Below are 17,630 nucleotides of genomic sequence, written 5' to 3'. Positions count from 1 at the left end.
CCTCCTTTTTAACATCACTATTCTTAAAGTGACACCCAATAATCTCTATGAATGACTTCATAATTATGCCTTTCGCCTCTTGCTTGAATATGTTGACTTTGCATACCTTTTATCTCTCTTAATTCCTCTGCGCTATATGTGCATTGTCCTTTTCCAATTACGCGCCCTTGTTGCGTCATTACTTCTACGACATCGCCAACTTGGAAAAATCCTGAAACATTTGTAACGCCAGCAGGAAGAAGACTCTTACCATACTGAATGATAGCAGTAGCTGCTCCAGCGTCTACTTCAATTTGTCCGCTAACAAGCGAATGCAACGCGATCCATTGCTTGTTCATCTTCATCTCTTTTTGAGGGGCATTTCCGACATACGTACCATCACCTTTGCCCTTCAAAACATCTACAAACTTCTCTTGTCCACGTCCTGTTCCGATAAATACACTCACGCCAAGAGAAAGTGCTGTCTTCGCAGCATCAATTTTTGATTTCATACCGCCAGTCCCAAGTTTGGACCCAGCATCTCCTGCAAGAGAAGCAATCTCTTCCGTAACTTCAGGAAGGAAATAATATTTTTTCGCATCCGCATTTTTCTGTGGATTTTTGTCATATAAACCGTTCACATCCGTAAAAATCATAAGCATATCTGCCGAAACAAGTCCGCTTACTAAAGCTGACAGCATATCATTATCACCGAACGTTAGCTCCTCTAATGAGATGGAATCATTTTCATTAATTATTGGTAGAGCAGAGCGGTTTAGTAACTCTCCTAAAGTAGCGTAAGCATTACTATATTGTTCTTTTCTAGAAAAATCACTTCTCGTCAGCAATAGTTGCGCTGTAACGATGCCATATTTACGAAATTCCTCCGTGTACGCCTGCATTAACAAACTTTGTCCAACAGCCGCAGCAGCCTGTTTTCCTTTAATTGTCACAGGTCTGGTAGGATATCCTAGAGCCGAAAAACCTGCAGCGACAGCCCCAGATGTAATTAACAAAACTTCATGCCCTTCCTCTTTCAATCGAGCCAATGCGGCAACGTGATCTGAAAGTTGTTCTTTAGAAATGACTCCGTGACTATCTGCCAAGGAACTACTCCCAATCTTTACAACAATTCGTTGTTTTTTCACTTTTTTATCCCCCAAGTCTAAAATCAAAGTTTTTTATAAATTACACTTCTATTCATACAGCTTGCAGCGATTCTATTCTTTTCAATGCTGCGCCTAGCCTATTTAAGAGCAAAATAAAAATGACCGCTTCGCCCTTAATAAAATAAAAAGGACGAAACGGTCATTGTTCCGCGGTACCACCTTAATTGATATACATAGATATCCACTTGGCGCCTATAACGCAGGCGAACGCCTAAACTTTCATTTAAGACTCAGGGATAGGTTCGATATATTCTATACGAGGAATCTTTCAGCCGGTGAATTCCACTCTCTTTCGCAAGAAGACATATGTACTATTTCCCTTCAACGATTTTCGGTTTAATTTTTTATATTATGCGATATAATTTGATTTGGTGTCAAGAAGTATTTTTAAAAATAAATAGAGCGGTAAGTTACTTGTATGAAATTATTACAGTACTGAATGAAAATACAAATCGATATAAGTTTAACTCATATTCATCAACATAAAACCTAAAATTAAAGTGTATATATTTACACAATGTCGAATATAATTGATTTTTATCTTTTGGTGTTGCAAAAAGGAATATATTCTCTTAGAATGTTTCTTTATATTACATAAAGATGTTATTGTTATTTTAAGATAGCAATTTCAAAATGATATAATTTATTATAAAAGGAGCAAGATTGAGTTATTATGGATAAACAAATTGGATTTATCGGTTGCGGAAATATGGGAATGGCTATGATTAGTGGGATGCTACACAAAAATATAGTGTCTGCAAATAATATTATTTGTTCGGATTTAAACACTACGAATTTAAAACATGCTAATGAAAAATATGGGCTAACTACAACTACTGACAACAATGAAGTAGCTAAAAATGCTGATATTTTAATTTTATCAATTAAACCAGACTTATACGCATCAGTAATTAACGAAATAAAAGAAGTGATCAAAAACGATGTTATCGTCGTAACGATCGCTGCTGGAAAAAGCATTAAAAGTACTGAAGAAGCTTTTGCTAAAAAATTAAAGGTTATAAGAGTAATGCCTAACACCCCTGCTCTTGTTGGAGAAGGAATGTCTGCATTATGCCCTAATGAAATGGTGACAGAAAAAGATTTAGAAGATGTGCTAAACATTTTCAATAGCTTTGGTCAAACAGAGATCGTAAGCGAAAAATTAATGAACGTTGTAACATCTGTAAGCGGTTCTTCACCAGCATACGTATATATGATTATAGAAGCGATGGCAGACGCCGCTGTACTTGATGGTATGCCACGCAATCAAGCATATAAATTCGCTGCTCAAGCTGTGTTAGGCTCTGCCAAAATGGTACTGGAAACAGGCATACATCCAGGTGAATTGAAAGATATGGTTTGTTCTCCTGGCGGAACAACGATAGAAGCTGTAGCAATATTAGAGGAAAAAGGCTTACGAACTGCAATTATTTCCGCTATGCAGCGTTGTACGCAAAAGTCTGTTGAACTATCTGGGCAAACGAAAAAGTAAAAATATAAAAGAGATCACGTTAGCTATGAATTTAGTTAGAAAATGGTGGATTACATACTCTCTCGCTTGCACTAAATGATAAACGGACAAACTCATAGATACTTGAGTTTGTCCGTTCTTTTGGTTATATTGAGATAATTTTATTTAGATCTTCTTTTGAGATTTTAGTTTTATCCCTTCCTTATTCCCTACTATGGTTGTGTAATTTTATTAGAAACTAATAATTTTTCAATGCATTTCGGTAACATATCTAATAGCGTTTCAAATGCGTAATTTACATCTAAACGTTCTGTCCATTGATGTGCATCTTTTCCTACCGGCCCCATATTTAATACCGGAACGTCAAACTCTTCTAGATCCTGAAGTGGAATTGAATAACCTTTATCCCATAATGGCATATTGTCTACAAGTGAACTCATTGAATCTAGTGGATTCTGTAAGCCCACATAGCTCAAATCTGAAATTCCTCCAAAATAGTTTTGGTTTTCAAATGTAATGTTATGATTGTAGTGAGCATACTTTTCCATTTCTGCAACTACATCTTTAATTAACGGATTGTTGCGTGAACTTACAGCTGGATAATATGGTGGAGCAAAGAAAAGTACAATCATCGGCGCCTTTTCTTTACATAAAATAGATAGGTTATCTACTAAATCAATTGTTACCGCACGATCATCTTGATCTTCTCTATTTTTTATTATACTAGATTGAATATCATCTATTTTCTCTTGCCCATGTTGTTCAATTGCATAAGCGATAAGCTCTTCATACGTTAATACATTTACTTTCATATTAGGCGGTATAAACGGATTATATTTAGAAAAACGATATGCTTGCTTCTCGTATGATTCTTCTATTTTCTCTGCTACTTTCGTTACTTTTTGACGTAACATTGAAACGACATCTGTCATCGTTTTTTCCAGTAAAAACAAATTGAATAATGTGACTGCACGATGCGGAATTTGTACAGAATAATCCTCCTTTAAATCACGTTGAAGTAAGTTAGTTGGGGGAGGACTCGCTTCTCCTTCTACAACATCACAAAGGTCCGTATTCAATTCTAATTCAGCCGTTAATAAAGCAGCCATATAACTCCCATTTAAACCTGCAAATGGTTCACCTACATGTGTCTCTTTTCCGTAGCAAAGGAATCCAGGTAACACTTTACCAATAGAACCAGTGTAAATATACTTATTTTGGTCACCAGGATGTCGTGAAAACATAGGCTCTGAATTTAATACCGTTTTATAATCCAAGTTATGTTCTCTTGCTAACTCTAGTAGTCTTGGAACAGCAGCCCTCATCCCTACAGAGTTTACTTCTTCATCTGGAACAGCTAATAAAAGAACATTCCCGTCAAATCTTCCTTCACAGGCTTGCTCAATCATTGCCATTTGTAATGTGAGGCCGCATTTCATATCCATTGTTCCTCTGCCAAACAGCCAATCTCCTTGTTCTATATCTTCACGCACATGGTCTGGTAATTCATCTTTATGAGAATAAAACATAGATGTTAACTTTTTAGGACTAAATGCATCTTCTTTCCAAACTCCGTAATCTTGCACATCTACAACATCAAAGTGACTAACTAGAATTACGGTATTTTTTGTACTATCGCTTTTCTTTACTAGGGCTGTAACAAAATATCGTCCGTCCCCCGTCGGATTTTTTTGCAAATGATGCGGGTTTTCTTTGAAGTACTGTAAATCAGATAATTGTTCCACAACAAAGTCTGGCAATATCACTTCAGCTTCTGTACCTGTAATACTAGGAATTTCAACAAGACTGCTTAATAATTGAATCAATTGTTCTTTTGATTGCCACTTTGACATATAAATCCCCCTATTTTTCCGCATTATGAAAATGAATTCCATTATATGAATAAAAAATGACGACAGTTATCAAAATTATAGTTCTGATGTACTGCCGATTTTTATTGATATTTCATGAGCTGCTTGTTTTACCTTACTAATAAGAAAAGATAGTCGATCATCATTTATGCGATGACTAATTAACCCAACACTTAATGCTCCTACTACTTTATGATTAAATCCGATAATAGGTGCAGCTACTGAAGCTGTCCCTTCTGTTTTTTCACCATAACTTACCGCATATCCTTCAGTTTTTATTTGCTTTATTTGATCTAAAAGAATGTGCTTTTGTTCTGGTAATGAAGAAAGTAAATGTTCTACAATATGTTCCATTTCATTCGTTTTCATATTGGCAAGCATCGTTTTATTTGCAGCACCAATTGAAAGTGGAATTTGTTCCCCTAAGTTATCAATAACTCGAATTTTTAAAGGGCTATCCATTCTTTCAATGATAATAGAATGTGTTCCATTTGGAATGTTCAAATAAACACTCTCTTCCACTTCAGAGGCTAACCGCTTCATCACTTCTCTTGCAACTGATCTATAGTCTACCTTCTCCAATTGACGTAATCCTATTTCCATCCACATTGGCCCAATTTTGTACTGTTTCGTTTCTGAAATTTGCGTAACTAACCCATGCTCGATTAAAGAGTTAAGTAATCTATGTACTGTACTAACTGGGAGATGTGTTCTGTCCGCTATATCAGAAATTGCCCAATACTCTTTTTCATTAGTAGAATTTAACAACTTTATAATACTTATCGCTCTATCAATGGACTGCACCATAATAACTCACCTCAGCTTGACTTGTAATATGCTAGTTCGCTCAATTACCTATCAATTTAACAAAAATTTAAAATGAAATCAATCTATTTATTCAATTTTCTAAAAATAAAAATATGCCACTGATAACAATTTGTAAGCGCGAACAAAAAAATATTGACTTTTCTTTTTAATTATCTGAAAATTATAACAAGATTTCAAATCACGGAATATATTCCACAATACGGAAAAACATCAAACTTCATTCTATCAACTACGAAAGTGAGGAAAACAATGACGCAAGTAAGTAATACAAACAATGAATTAAAACGTACGATGAAAAGTAGACACTTATTCATGATTGCACTCGGTGGTGTGATTGGAACGGGATTATTTAACGGATCTGGTTTTATTATAAGTCAAGCTGGACCTGGTGGATCCGTACTTGCCTTTATGGCTGGTGGATTATTAATGTATTTCGTTATGCTTTGTCTTGGTGAACTTGCTGTAGCCATGCCTGTTTCAGGTTCTTTTCAGGAATATGCAACTAAGTTCATCAATCCTGCAACTGGCTTTACAATCGGATGGTTGTATTGGTTAAGCTGGGCGAATACGACCGGTCTTGAATTTACAACTGCCGGCATTACAATGCAGCGCTGGTTTCCTGATATTCCTGTTTGGGTTTGGTGTTTAATATTTGGCGTTACTATCTTCACTATTAACGCATTATCTGCTCGTAGTTATGCAGAAACAGAATTTTGGTTTTCAAGTATAAAAGTATCTGCCATTATAGCTTTTATTATCCTTGGCGGTGCCGCTATGTTCGGTTTTATTGACTTAAAAGGCGACGAACCAGCCCCGTTATTATCAAATTTCGTAAATCATGGCGGTTTATTCCCAAATGGACTTGCAGCTATTCTATTAACAATGGTTACAGTCAATTATTCCTTCCAAGGTACAGAACTTGTCGGAATCGCAGCAGGTGAAAGTGAAGATCCAGCAAAAACTTTACCTCGTTCTATTAGAAATATTATATGGCGCACGATGTTTTTCTTCGTCTTAGCAATCTTTGTTCTTGTTGCTTTAATTCCTTGGGAAGAAGCAGGATTAACAAAGAGCCCATTCGTTGCTGTATTTGATAATATCGGTATTCCATATGCAGCTGATATTATGAATTTTGTTATTCTTACTGCTGTTCTTTCTGTCGCAAACTCTGGACTGTATGCCGCAACTCGCATGCTTTGGTCATTATCAAAAAATGAAATGGCTCCGGCCTTTTTAAAAAAATTATCTTCACGAGGAATACCTTTAAACGCTTTAATTTTGACAATTTCTATTTCTGCTTTTTCTCTTTTAACAAGCGTCGTAGCTGCTGAAACAGTTTACTTATGGTTAATTTCCATTTCTGGCGTCATTACAATCATTGTTTGGATGTCAATTTGTGTCTCTCAATTCTTTTTCCGTAAACATTATTTAGCAGACGGTGGAAAATTAGAAGACTTAAAATTTAAAACTCCACTTTATCCACTTGTACCAATTCTTGGTTTTGGATTGTATGGCATTATATTAATCAGTCTTATTTTTATCCCAGAACAACGACTTGGAATCTATTGCACTGTACCGTTTATCATTTTTTGTTATACTTACTATCACTTTAAAGTTAAGAAAAGAATTTCTACTAACACTCATAGTGAAAGTGAAATTAGCGAGACTATGTAATACTATACTTATATATAAAAGACCGCACATGGCTTTCATTTCATATGCGGTCTTTTATAATTGGCATTTGTTCTATTCCCTTTTCATTCATTACCTCATACGAGTCAGTATTACTATATACCTTTACTTGGGTTGTAAGTTCTTTGAAAAGTGATACCAATTTCCATAATGCGGTAAATACTACAATACTAGTAATTGGATTTTTTCACTTTTAATACGTTATTGATTTTCCTTACTGTTACTGTTTTGATATATTGAATATATATTGCTTAAAAATTTTAAAAAAGACAGGAGTTATCTACAATGATAAAAGGTTTCGGGGGAATATTTTGGAGAACTAAAAATCTTGATGTTATAAAAAAATGGTACAGTGAAGTGTTGAAAATTGAAATAGAAGATTGGAATGGGACTGTGATTAAACCCCAATTAGGAAATGAGACTATTTTTTCTTTCTTTACCGAAAATGATAATTATTTTCCAATAGAACAGCAAGTGATGTTAAATTTTGAAGTACATAATTTAAATGAGACTATTCAGCATCTTGAACATATTGGTGTACCTCTTGAAAAGAAAGAAGAAATTAGTGAGTTCGGAAAGTTTATTTGGATTAAAGATCCTGAAGGTCGTCTAATTGAGCTTTGGGAGAAATAGACGGTTATAATCCTTTGCTATTAAGCTAACGGTTGCTTTCATTCAACAAAATAAATAAAAAAGTCGATTCCTTAACTCCACAGGAAATCGACTTCTTCTATCCCATCGCAATAAAATGGAACTACTTCCCTTGATTAGATTGTTTTCGAACAAAAGATACGAAAAATAGTTTTTTCTGGCTGCTTATTTATCCCTTCTAATTCGCTTTAAAATTATATAATGGCTTAATAATGTGCTTTATATCTATTGTTTCTTTTGTATTTTCTATAATTTCATCCATTGGCTTGTATACCATTGGTGCCTCATCAATTGTGCTCTCTACTACCGATGTAGTCCAAACCTCTTTCATCGTATTTTGGAAGTCCTCTAGACTCAATAATTCTTTAGCCTTCTTACGACTCATGATACGTCCTGCCCCATGCGGACCAGAAAAGTTCCAGTCTGGATTACCTTTACCAAATGCAATAATTGAACCATCTCTCATGTTAATTGGAATAATTACTCGTTCATCTTTCTGAGCTGAAATAGCACCTTTTCGTAGAATCATATTTTCCATGTCAATATAGTTATGTATTGTAGTAAATTGATCAGTTACTTTCCAATCCATTTTAGTGACAATTTCATCAATCATTGCTTTACGATTGAACTCAGCATACTTTTGGGCTATATTCATGTCATTCATATAATCTTTGAATCCTTCTCCTTCTAAATAAGCTAGTTCTTTACGAATCTGTGGCTTCTTAATTCCACGTAAAGTTTCTTGTATTTCTTTTTCTCTCCCCTCTTTAGTTAATCTCTTAATAATCTCATCCTTCATTGATGTAACATGAATTAGTTGTTCATACGCGAAGTTCTGGTAATACTCTGCTATTTGTTTACCTAAATTACGAGAACCACTATGAATGACAATATATACATTTCCTTTATCATCTTCATTTAATTCAATGAAATGATTTCCGCCTCCAAGAGTACCTATACTTTTTTGAGCTCGTTGTAATGTATATGGGGCCTTCACACCATCAAAATCAATCATTTTTGAGAATCGATGTTCTTTATCTCGGATACGAAAACCACTTGGAACAAATTTACGAATCGTTTCGTCTAAGTAATCGAAATTAATTTCTTCTTTTTTCTTATCAATTACAACAACTTCCATACCACAACCAATGTCTACCCCTACAAGATTAGGGACGATTTTATCTTGTATTGTCATTGTTGTCCCAATCGTACAACCTGCTCCTGCATGTGTATCTGGCATAATACGAATTTGACTATCCTTTACGAATTCTTGGTTACAAAGATCAATAATCTGCCCAGTTGCAGTCTCATCAACGTTATTCGTAAATACTTTTGCTTCATTGTATTTTCCTTGTAATTTCAACATCTTTCATGTCCCCTTCCTTTTGAAAGAATTATTTTATTACGTTGTATGTGTTCTTATAATTACTATCATCCACCTTCTGCTTTCCATTATATATGTACTATATCCTTTACTATAATAAAAATTATAATAATTCATTTTGTTTACATAATATAATTACTGTCTCTTTATATTTATACCTACACATAAGCATTCCTCCTCCTCAATATCGATCATATAATAATTAAACAAAAACTCCCCTTAAATCGAAAATGATTAAGGAGAGTTTTTTATATACGATGAAATTATAGTTCAGATTTCACTCGAACAGAAACATTGTTTTTAATTATTTTTTTGAATTCTTTAAAGGTAACAAAATTGTTACTTTTCTCATCCCAAAGACGAAAACGGAGTGATCGTAAGCTTGTAGCAAGTGTAATCGTTGGTACATTTTTTAACGGAAGCGTATTATTGTGTGCCTCTTCTAGTTTATAGTTAGGTACTCTTGGACTTAAATGGTGAACATGATGGAATCCAATATTACCAGTTAGAAATTGCAAGATTTTTGGAAGTTTATAAAATGAACTTCCTTCCACTGCCGCTTTCACATATTCCCAATCTTTATCCTCTTCAAAATAAGAATCTTCGAATGTGTGCTGTACGTAAAACAGCCAAATTCCTACTGAACCTGCTATTAAGAATATCGTACCATGCACTAACAGAAACGATTGCCACCCAATTGCCCAGCAAAGTATAGCTATTAAAGCAACGATTATAATATTCGTCAAATACGTATTCATACGTTCTTTCTGTCTAGCACCTTTTCGGTTAAATCTATTTTTAAATAAGAAAACATAAATCGGACCTAATCCAAACATAACGAATGGATTGCGATATAAGCGATATGCTAAACGCAGTCTAAATGGCGCAGCTAAATATTCATCCACTGTAAGCGTCCAAATATCTCCTGTACCTCTCTTATCCAAATTACCACTTGTAGCGTGATGAATAGAATGCTCATGTCCCCATTGATCAAACGGGAATAAAGTTAACACACCCATACATGTCCCTACGATTCTATTTGCAGGTCGACTTTTAAAGAATGAATAATGGGTACAATCATGAAAAATAATGAAAATCCGTGTCATAAAACCAGCGGCTAACAGAGATGGAACTAACGATAACCAATAAGAAACAGACAAACTTTTATAAGCAAGGTACCATAAAATAATGAACGGCACAATTGTGTTAATAAGTTGCCACACACTTTTTTTAATCGTTGATTTTTCATACGGAGCAACTTGTTTTTTTAAATTTTTAGTATTTTCTAATGTCATTGGTCTAATTCCTTTCCTTTATGTTGCTAATTCACATTATAGCATACTATTAGTATCAGGTGTTAAAAGTAGCTGTAATAAATATTATATAATATAAAAATCTCTTTTTTCTTACTCATTACTTACAAATTACTTACGGTCAAAAAAACTTATATAATCGGACTGATGGAGCATTTCAATTATAAAAGAAACATCTATTTTTTCCAATAAATATATATAAAAGCAGAGGACTTTTTCACTTCTGCACATCTTTTCATTTTTTTAAATGGTAATTTTTTTCGATTTGTATTTATGTAACAGTTTTTTCTCACAAGAAGAAAAGAGCTGCCATAAGTCAGGTTTCACCGACTTATGGCAGCTCCTTTTCATTTTATTTTAGCGATGGATCCAAACTGCACCTGCAGACTTGTCTTCAGCTTGACCTACTACTTCAAACTTCAATCCAAGTTTCGGCAACTTACGTCCGGCATCTGGAATAACACTGTTGATGTATTGCTTAGAATCATCAAATTTCGCAACGCCTGGCAATCCTTTATAATCAAAAATACCGCGGGTTGGCGAATTTACTTTCCATGCTGGCGTTTGATCAAATGAGAATGCCGCATCGGCAATTTGATAACGCGTACTGCTCTTCACAGTTGGTTGTCCATTTAATGTTCCTACGATTGCCTCTGGATGAGAATCTACTACCCCAAGGAATCCTTCACCTGGATGAACGCCTACCCAGTTATCTGTAAAGCTTTGATCCGCATACCATACAACCATTCCTGTATTAAATACTGGACCACGTGCATGTTGTAGCGCCGTGTCAGACCCAGCGTAATTTCGCCACTCGATATAGTAGTTATGTTTTTTCTGTTCAAATCCGTTAGACACAGTAAATCCTTTTAGCGTCATTGCTGGCTGTCCTTCTGCATCATCAGAGAAAACAACTTTTCCATCTATAGTTAATGCTGCATTGTCTAATGCAAATCCTTTATAAGCTACTGCAATATCTGTTACATACTCAAATTGCAGTTTTACTTTTTTTCCTTTAAATTGGCTTAAATCGTATGATTTATCAACCCACTTACCATCTGTTGTATCTACGCCGCCTTTTACATCTTTTTCGCCCATTCTATCAATACGTGTCTTCGTTCCATCTTCTGCAATCGCATTTACGTCAAGGAAATCATACTTCGCTTCCAATTCATAAAATGCCTTATAATTAAATTTAGCATCCGTTGCAGTCGTTAAGTCAAATACTGGTGTCTCAAGTGTTGTATGAATGTCATTTCCTTTTGTGCTGTAATAAAACTTCTTACCAAATGCTGATTCGATATTTTTTATATCTTTGTCTGGCAAGTTAACACGAACGATTCCTGGTCGTTTTGATTTTGTAACACTTTGATCTAAATATGTAGCAGTACCAATTCCCGTGCGAAGTTTATCATAATCTACTTCGACAATATTCGCCCAGTTCCCCTTCATATTCTTTTGGAAAAACTCTTTATTTTGCGGTGAGAAACTTGTTGGCTCTGTTCCCGCAATTTTTCCAGCCCAGCTACCGCCGCTCATAAGGGACCATGATTCAACAGGTTCACCTTGTCCAGAATACTTTGTATCATATTCATCTGGTAAGCCTAAATCATGACCGTACTCATGCGCAAACACACCAACTGCACCGTCTTCAGGCTCGATTGTATAATCATATGCAGCCATCTTTCCGCCCCAGTTTGATACAGTAGATTTTGTACCATCAATCGCATATGGCTTTGATCCTAGTTTTGAACGATGGGACCAAATCGCATCATCTTTCAATTTACCACCGCCAGCTTCTTGACCTACGCCCGCATGTACAACCATTAGGTGGTCAATAATTCCATCTGGCTCGTTTTTATTTCCATCACCATCTTGATCGTATTGATCAAATTGATCATAATCAGCTAAATTAATGCCTTTTGCTACAGCTGCTTTTAATGCTTCTTTCACAAAATCTTTTGGTCCTAAAGGCCCCTTGTTATCATGACCAGTACCCGCATCCGCACCATAATCTGACGCTTTTCCTGGAACAGTAAGCCATTCTGTTACAGTTCCATCAACTGTGTAGCTTCCGCCAGATTGTTCTTCATAATATTGTTTAAATGTATTAATCTTCGATCCATCAAATAACGTAAATGGCTCATCACCAAATAACATTTTTTGATAATGTTCACGATTAAAGTCCTTAGAATACATATAACCCGGTTCTTGATCAATATTATTATGCTTAAAATCGCTAAATTCTACGAGTAAAACAAGTACTTTATCTTTTCGAACAGTTCCATTGTACTCAGCTTGCTTCGCTGGTGTAGTAGGTACTTTTCCATTTAATTTTCTAGAATTCAATCCTGCATCTTGTCCAGCAACTGGTCCTACTTCTGGTTGCTGCGCCTGTTCATTCTCCTTCATTTTTGCATCTTTTACTTTTTTCATAAAATCTGAAGCTTCTTGCGTAAGGTTATCTCCTGTCAAGATTTCTTTTCCAGGGTTTTCCCCTTTCTTTTTCTCAACATATTTTTCGACAGCCTTTGATATCTCGGCTTGTGATGCAGATTGATCAATTACTCCCCGTTGTTTCAGCGCTTCTGCCAAACGTTCCTCTGGTATTAAGTGCTCATCTATTGGTAGAGATGATGTTGGTGTCTCAGCATACGCTGCATGACCTCCAAAAGCAAACGTACCACTTAGTACTGCTGCTGTTGTTAATACCGCTAATGGTTTTAATTTCTTTTTCAATGTATTTCCTCCCCAGTGTCTGCAAATTATCGTTTTTTGCCGATAACAACATAATATTCGTTATAATACGAATATTCAATATTTTTCAACAAAGAGAATGTTGAGAAATTTTTTTAGGCAGGGCGAAAAATATATGATAGCAATAGGTCTAATATTGCAAAATCCTCATTCACAATAACTTATAAACGTAGAGAATATTTTTGTAGAAACAGCGATTCCCTTTACTCTTGTTTTCGAATGAAATTTCATCTACACAAAAAATGCCAATTCCTAAGTATTTGCTAAGGAATTGGCATTTTTTTAACGAGAATGCTTTATGAATAAGCGGATTGCTTCTTCTGGTATATAGAACTTGCCATTGCTTTCTACAACGACACTACCTAATTCATATTCTTTATTCTTAATACGAATTATATTTTTATTTACAAATAATTGAGCTTTTACATTATTACGTTTTACTATGAGCACCGGGTTTTCTGCATCAGTATTATCTATTGTTACTGTTGTACCTTTTCGTTTAAAGGCTAATTCACTCTCTACAAATAATTTGTTTGTTACTTCTTCTAAGTTAAAGCCCATTGCTTTCGCCATCGTCTTCGCAATGTCTATGTTTTGGATCAAACCGTTTGGCTTTTGAGGACCGTAAGAATATAAAAACACATCCTCACCTGTATGGCCTCCTGTTGTGAAGCCTATGTTCGCATGATTGGCCAATAATGTAGTAAGTATTGGACCTACATCCGATTTCTTTTTTGCTGCTTTTACTCTTTCTTTTTCATCATAAGTTAAATTGTCCAAACCGTATAATTTAGCTACATCTTCTACATTTGATAAATCAGATTTTAGTTTATTTGTAGCACCTTCAAGTGTCATTTTCGATTTTTTTAATGGACCAATGTATGCAGAGACCGGCGTAATATTATAGCCTTTTGTCGTATTCGCATTCCCAATAGAAATACCGCTGTTACCATGATCAGTTACAGCTATTAACATCGTATTACCATCTTTTTTTGCAAATTCCAATACTTCTGCAACTGCGTTATCAAATGCTAATACATCACTAATCATCCCTATTGGATCGTTCACATGAGCTGCCCAGTCTGGCTTACTTCCCTCTACAAATAAAAAGAAACCATCTTTATCTTTTGATAGTGTTTGAATTGCTTTTTCCGTCATTTGAGAAAGTGTTGGTTGCTCCGGATTTGTTGCTTCACGATCCATATCAAACGCAAGAGCATTATGTGAGAAAGAGCCCCAAATTTTCTTAGATTTAGAGTTCAATAATGCATCTTTCGTTTCAACAAAGTCGTATCCTTTGTCTTGAATCACCTTTACTAAATCTTCACCATCTTTTCTTTTTATAGGTAGCAGTGCCTCTTTTCCCCCACCTAATACGACATCTATATTTTGATACACTTGCTGCTCCGCAATTACGTCAAAACGCTTACGGTTAATATGGTGAGCAGAAAATCCAGCGGGAGTAGCATGCTGAATTTCAGCTGTAGCAACAATTCCAGTTGCGCGACCAGTGCGTTTGGCACCTTCTAAAACATTGGCAACTGGACGTAACTTGTCCTCTTCTTTTATTGATTTTAATCCAGGTGAACTTACAATAGAAGGTAATATACCTACATATCCTGAATTCGATTTATTCCCCGTCGCTAAAGCTGTAGCTGCTGGGGCTGAGTCTGTTATAGCTGATTCCGCCGAATAGGTACGAACTCCTCCTGTTACAATTTCATCTAGTGCAAGTGGTTTCCCTTTATACAAGCGAGCTAATGTCGTTGCTGAAGAACTCGTTCCGTCCATAACCATTATGATTACATTTTTCGGTTGCCGTTCTACTTGTTTCACCTTAGCTTCCACCGTATGATAATTCATCATGCTTTCCGTACATAACATACTTAGTGTGATTGTTCCTACTAACAGTAACCTCTTCATCAATAAACCCAAATTCGACATTGTTGTTCCTCCGTATGTTTCACATTCATTTATATACAAAAAGATTTCCACAACCTATATATGTTTTATTAGTCCCCAATTTTCATGAAGCTAACAATCATTACCTTTACTTTCTTTTATTAGTAAAGCAACGAACGGTACATATCATAGCTTTTTATGTTCAAATAACTAGAGACCACACCTTTTTTATAAAAACGTCTTATCATTCTCTTCACCAAAATTTGTTTCTCAATAAAAATCCGATTGAAATAAATAAGAATTTATTGTTAAACGATAAAATTTATGTTAAATTAATATGATAATTTAAAAATGAGGTGCTTTATATGAAACAAGGATCAACACTCTTTTTAAAGACAGCAATTATCCTTATCGGTATTCCTGTTTTTGCTTTGTGTATATTTTTAATTCCTAATATCGGGAATTACGCAGCGGACTTATACCCGGATATTGCATATATAAAATATCTTGTTTTAATCAATCTATATGCAACGGTGATACCTTTTTATTTTGCTCTATATCAAGCCTTTAAACTTGTAAGCTACATTGATAAGGGGAACGCCTTCTCGAAATTATCTGTTAGAGCTTTAAAAAAGATAAAACAATGTGCTATTACAATTAGTGTATTATATGTAGTAGGTATGCCGCTTTTCTATCTTGTAGCAGAGAGAGATGATGCACCAGGTATTATAATAATTGGCATGATCCTTATCTTTGCTTCAATAGTTATCGCAGTCTTTGCTGCCGTTCTCCAAAGACTTTTAAAAGATGCGATAGATATAAAATCAGAAAATGATTTAACGGTCTGAGGTGAATAACATGGCAATAATAATTAATATTGATGTAATGTTAGCGAAAAGAAAAATGAGTGTAACTGAACTTTCAGAGAAGGTTGGAATTACAATGGCTAACCTTTCTATATTAAAAAATGGAAAAGCAAAAGCAATTAGAATTACAACTTTAGATGCTATTTGTAAAGCGTTAGAATGCCAACCAGGGGATATTTTAGAATATCAACCGGAAGATACCGAATAAAAAGAGTCCTTCATACGAGAAGGACTCTTTTTATTACATATTACGGCGCAAAACTAATTTGACCAGTAAACAATAAAATAATTGCGATGATCCAAAATATAAAAAATGATGAGGACAGTATTAATGAAAGAATAGCAATCCCCTTCTTCTCTGCTTTTTTCGTCATCGTAATGATAGAAAGTATAATTCCTGCAACTGTGAGTGCGACTGTAATATAATCTCCCACTATATTACCTGCATTCGCTATCCTTGTTGGCGTTATAAAAACGAATAGAAAACATAAAATGCCGATGAGTAAAGATATGTAGCTTATTATGCTGTACTTCTTTTTAGGAACTATTTCAGTTTTCATACTCACACCCCTTCTCTATAGCTATGAGTTCATATTAGCACAAATATCCATAATTTGGTTAACACAAAAAAACAGATACAGCGAGAACTTCCACTGTATCTGTTTTTAGTTAATATATAAACCTGCTATTTCTTCTTTATTATTATAAGTTATAATGAATGTCCGTTGTTCTTTACTATATTTCGCTACAAGAATAACAGTATATGAACCATCTTTTTCTTCAATCGATTTTTTCTCAATTTTTTCGAACGTACCGGCTTTCTCAATTACAGGTGTAAGATCTTTCATTTTTTCTTCTGGCAATCCAGCTTTCATTTTACTATCAAATTTTTCGTGTACGTCTTTATACTTCGCCTCATTTAGTAATGATACAATTTCTTCCGCCTTTGGAATAAACTTTTTTGACGTACTTTCATCTACTTTATTACCGGTACATGCTGCAAGCGCGAACGCCGCGATAGCACTTATAATAATAAGTAACATTCTTCTCATTTTCATACACCCTTTCTTTTTAAAGTGAAACTATAACTAAAAACGAGTAAAGCACAAATTGCTATTGAAACTTCTGACATTATGATCCCGCTTTTCCCTGGTACATATAGCGATATAATGCCAGCTAATGCATTTGCAGTTCCATGGATGAGAATTGCATAGACAACATAACGAAATTTCTTTTGGACGACAGCTTGTAATATAATGAAGGACAGTCCAATATGCAATATCATCGCGAAGATGCGCTCAATACCGCCGAAATAATAACTGTCACCATTTTGAATGACTGTTTGTGACAATAATAGGGATATTACCGGGATACCAACTATCAACACCGCTTCAATACCACCATGCCCTGCTCCAAATAAAAAACCAGACTGCCAATCTCGTTGCTTCATAAAATAACGCATTGCGATAAAACGAGCTATCTCTTCAAAAATTCCAGCTGATAAACTAAGCAAAAGTACAAATAATACAGGCTGCATTATTGAAAACATTTGAAAATCTGTGCTAGTTCCATTTACATAATTCAGTATTGGTATGCGGATCAATATTTGCGATACAACAAAAGCCAATACACCTAACATATATGGAATATAGCGTTTCTTCCAAACAGCATATAAAAGTGCTACAAGCGGTAAACCAAAGCAAATCATTGTTGTAAAAATAAGTCCATTCATCTCGCTTCACCTCTT

15 protein-coding genes and 1 other annotated feature are annotated in these 17,630 nt (G+C 34.9%); of the genes, 5 read left to right on the top strand and 10 right to left on the bottom strand.

Annotated elements, in window-relative coordinates; translation table 11 throughout:
• Window positions 1-23: 23 nt before the first annotated feature.
• Window positions 24-1,127: a glutamate 5-kinase gene (proB, locus tag DN389_RS13705; RefSeq protein ID WP_149237271.1), complete on the bottom strand. Its 1,104-nt coding sequence runs from the start codon at window positions 1,125-1,127 to the stop codon at window positions 24-26.
• Between the two features lie 144 nt (window positions 1,128-1,271).
• Window positions 1,272-1,482, bottom strand: a binding site (T-box leader).
• Window positions 1,483-1,821: 339 nt separating this feature from the next.
• Between proB and proC the strand changes: the two genes are divergently transcribed.
• The gene (proC, locus tag DN389_RS13700; protein WP_149237270.1) at window positions 1,822-2,640 is read left to right on the top strand and encodes a pyrroline-5-carboxylate reductase; all 819 of its coding nucleotides are present in this window, start codon (window positions 1,822-1,824) and stop codon (window positions 2,638-2,640) included.
• A 191-nt stretch (window positions 2,641-2,831) separates the two neighbouring features.
• Here proC and DN389_RS13695 read toward each other — a convergent pair whose 3' ends face one another.
• Window positions 2,832-4,472 carry a M20/M25/M40 family metallo-hydrolase gene (locus DN389_RS13695; protein ID WP_098803051.1) on the bottom strand — a complete coding sequence of 547 codons (1,641 nt, stop codon included), beginning with the start codon at window positions 4,470-4,472 and terminating at the stop codon, window positions 2,832-2,834.
• A 75-nt stretch (window positions 4,473-4,547) separates the two neighbouring features.
• Window positions 4,548-5,297, bottom strand: a complete 750-nt coding sequence (locus DN389_RS13690) for an IclR family transcriptional regulator (protein ID WP_000250770.1) — start codon at window positions 5,295-5,297, stop codon at window positions 4,548-4,550.
• A 270-nt stretch (window positions 5,298-5,567) separates the two neighbouring features.
• Here DN389_RS13690 and DN389_RS13680 point away from each other — a divergent pair, with 270 nt between their 5' ends.
• Window positions 5,568-6,992, top strand: a complete 1,425-nt coding sequence (locus DN389_RS13680; RefSeq protein ID WP_097857759.1) for an amino acid permease — start codon at window positions 5,568-5,570, stop codon at window positions 6,990-6,992.
• Window positions 6,993-7,295: 303 nt separating this feature from the next.
• Window positions 7,296-7,643: a VOC family protein gene (locus DN389_RS13675; RefSeq protein ID WP_048560674.1), complete on the top strand. Its 348-nt coding sequence runs from the start codon at window positions 7,296-7,298 to the stop codon at window positions 7,641-7,643.
• Window positions 7,644-7,839: 196 nt separating this feature from the next.
• On the opposite strand, the gene DN389_RS13670 is transcribed toward DN389_RS13675, so the two are convergent.
• The 4 genes from DN389_RS13670 to DN389_RS13655 form a co-directional block, all read right to left on the bottom strand.
• On the bottom strand, window positions 7,840-9,027 hold the full coding sequence (locus tag DN389_RS13670; protein ID WP_088122438.1) for an RtcB family protein: 1,188 nt from the start codon (window positions 9,025-9,027) through the stop codon (window positions 7,840-7,842).
• 281 nt (window positions 9,028-9,308) lie between these two features.
• Window positions 9,309-10,340, bottom strand: a complete 1,032-nt coding sequence (gene desA / locus DN389_RS13665; protein WP_142343688.1) for a Delta(5) desaturase DesA — start codon at window positions 10,338-10,340, stop codon at window positions 9,309-9,311.
• Between the two features lie 375 nt (window positions 10,341-10,715).
• Window positions 10,716-13,097: an immune inhibitor A domain-containing protein gene (locus DN389_RS13660; protein ID WP_149237268.1), complete on the bottom strand. Its 2,382-nt coding sequence runs from the start codon at window positions 13,095-13,097 to the stop codon at window positions 10,716-10,718.
• Window positions 13,098-13,397: 300 nt separating this feature from the next.
• Entirely contained in the window at window positions 13,398-15,059 is a 1,662-nt protein-coding gene (locus tag DN389_RS13655; protein WP_149237267.1) for an alkaline phosphatase, read from the bottom strand.
• Window positions 15,060-15,382: 323 nt separating this feature from the next.
• On the opposite strand from DN389_RS13655, the gene DN389_RS13650 reads away from it, so the two are divergent.
• Together DN389_RS13650 and DN389_RS13645 are read left to right on the top strand one after the other, a co-directional pair.
• Window positions 15,383-15,865, top strand: coding sequence for a DUF2975 domain-containing protein (locus DN389_RS13650; RefSeq protein ID WP_046954197.1), 483 nt, complete (start codon window positions 15,383-15,385; stop codon window positions 15,863-15,865).
• Between the two features lie 10 nt (window positions 15,866-15,875).
• The gene (locus DN389_RS13645) at window positions 15,876-16,091 is read left to right on the top strand and encodes a helix-turn-helix domain-containing protein (RefSeq protein WP_000974615.1); all 216 of its coding nucleotides are present in this window, start codon (window positions 15,876-15,878) and stop codon (window positions 16,089-16,091) included.
• A 40-nt stretch (window positions 16,092-16,131) separates the two neighbouring features.
• On the opposite strand, the gene DN389_RS13640 is transcribed toward DN389_RS13645, so the two are convergent.
• The 3 genes from DN389_RS13640 to DN389_RS13630 all read right to left on the bottom strand — a co-directional run bounded on the left by DN389_RS13640 (window position 16,132) and on the right by DN389_RS13630 (window position 17,615).
• The gene (locus DN389_RS13640) at window positions 16,132-16,443 is read right to left on the bottom strand and encodes a hypothetical protein (protein WP_000845551.1); all 312 of its coding nucleotides are present in this window, start codon (window positions 16,441-16,443) and stop codon (window positions 16,132-16,134) included.
• Window positions 16,444-16,548: 105 nt separating this feature from the next.
• The gene (locus tag DN389_RS13635) at window positions 16,549-16,935 is read right to left on the bottom strand and encodes a DUF3887 domain-containing protein (RefSeq protein WP_001253791.1); all 387 of its coding nucleotides are present in this window, start codon (window positions 16,933-16,935) and stop codon (window positions 16,549-16,551) included.
• A gap of 2 nt (window positions 16,936-16,937) precedes the next feature.
• Complete coding sequence (locus tag DN389_RS13630; protein ID WP_149237266.1) at window positions 16,938-17,615, bottom strand: YhfC family glutamic-type intramembrane protease; 678 nt, start codon at window positions 17,613-17,615, stop codon at window positions 16,938-16,940.
• Window positions 17,616-17,630: the final 15 nt, after the last annotated feature.

The sequence above is a fragment of the Bacillus sp. AY3-1 genome, from assembly GCF_008368785.1.
GTDB classification, from domain to species: Bacteria; Bacillota; Bacilli; order Bacillales; family Bacillaceae_G; genus Bacillus_A; species Bacillus_A wiedmannii.
The sequence above is the reverse complement of the archived record's forward strand: the minus strand, read 5'-3'. Positions and strand labels throughout refer to the sequence as shown.

What these genes read in the sequence shown, in the direction of transcription:
- DN389_RS13650 (WP_046954197.1), top strand. Translation starts at nt 15,383, where the DNA reads ATGAAACAAGGATCAACACTCTTTTTAAAGACAGCAATTATCCTTATC.
- proC (WP_149237270.1), top strand. Translation starts at nt 1,822, where the DNA reads ATGGATAAACAAATTGGATTTATCGGTTGCGGAAATATGGGAATGGCT.
- DN389_RS13635 (WP_001253791.1), bottom strand. Translation starts at nt 16,935, where the DNA reads ATGAGAAGAATGTTACTTATTATTATAAGTGCTATCGCGGCGTTCGCG.
- DN389_RS13690 (WP_000250770.1), bottom strand. Translation starts at nt 5,297, where the DNA reads ATGGTGCAGTCCATTGATAGAGCGATAAGTATTATAAAGTTGTTAAAT.
- DN389_RS13640 (WP_000845551.1), bottom strand. Translation starts at nt 16,443, where the DNA reads ATGAAAACTGAAATAGTTCCTAAAAAGAAGTACAGCATAATAAGCTAC.
- DN389_RS13680 (WP_097857759.1), top strand. Translation starts at nt 5,568, where the DNA reads ATGACGCAAGTAAGTAATACAAACAATGAATTAAAACGTACGATGAAA.
- DN389_RS13630 (WP_149237266.1), bottom strand. Translation starts at nt 17,615, where the DNA reads ATGAATGGACTTATTTTTACAACAATGATTTGCTTTGGTTTACCGCTT.
- DN389_RS13695 (WP_098803051.1), bottom strand. Translation starts at nt 4,472, where the DNA reads ATGTCAAAGTGGCAATCAAAAGAACAATTGATTCAATTATTAAGCAGT.
- DN389_RS13670 (WP_088122438.1), bottom strand. Translation starts at nt 9,027, where the DNA reads ATGTTGAAATTACAAGGAAAATACAATGAAGCAAAAGTATTTACGAAT.
- DN389_RS13675 (WP_048560674.1), top strand. Translation starts at nt 7,296, where the DNA reads ATGATAAAAGGTTTCGGGGGAATATTTTGGAGAACTAAAAATCTTGAT.
- DN389_RS13655 (WP_149237267.1), bottom strand. Translation starts at nt 15,059, where the DNA reads ATGTCGAATTTGGGTTTATTGATGAAGAGGTTACTGTTAGTAGGAACA.
- desA (WP_142343688.1), bottom strand. Translation starts at nt 10,340, where the DNA reads ATGACATTAGAAAATACTAAAAATTTAAAAAAACAAGTTGCTCCGTAT.
- DN389_RS13645 (WP_000974615.1), top strand. Translation starts at nt 15,876, where the DNA reads ATGGCAATAATAATTAATATTGATGTAATGTTAGCGAAAAGAAAAATG.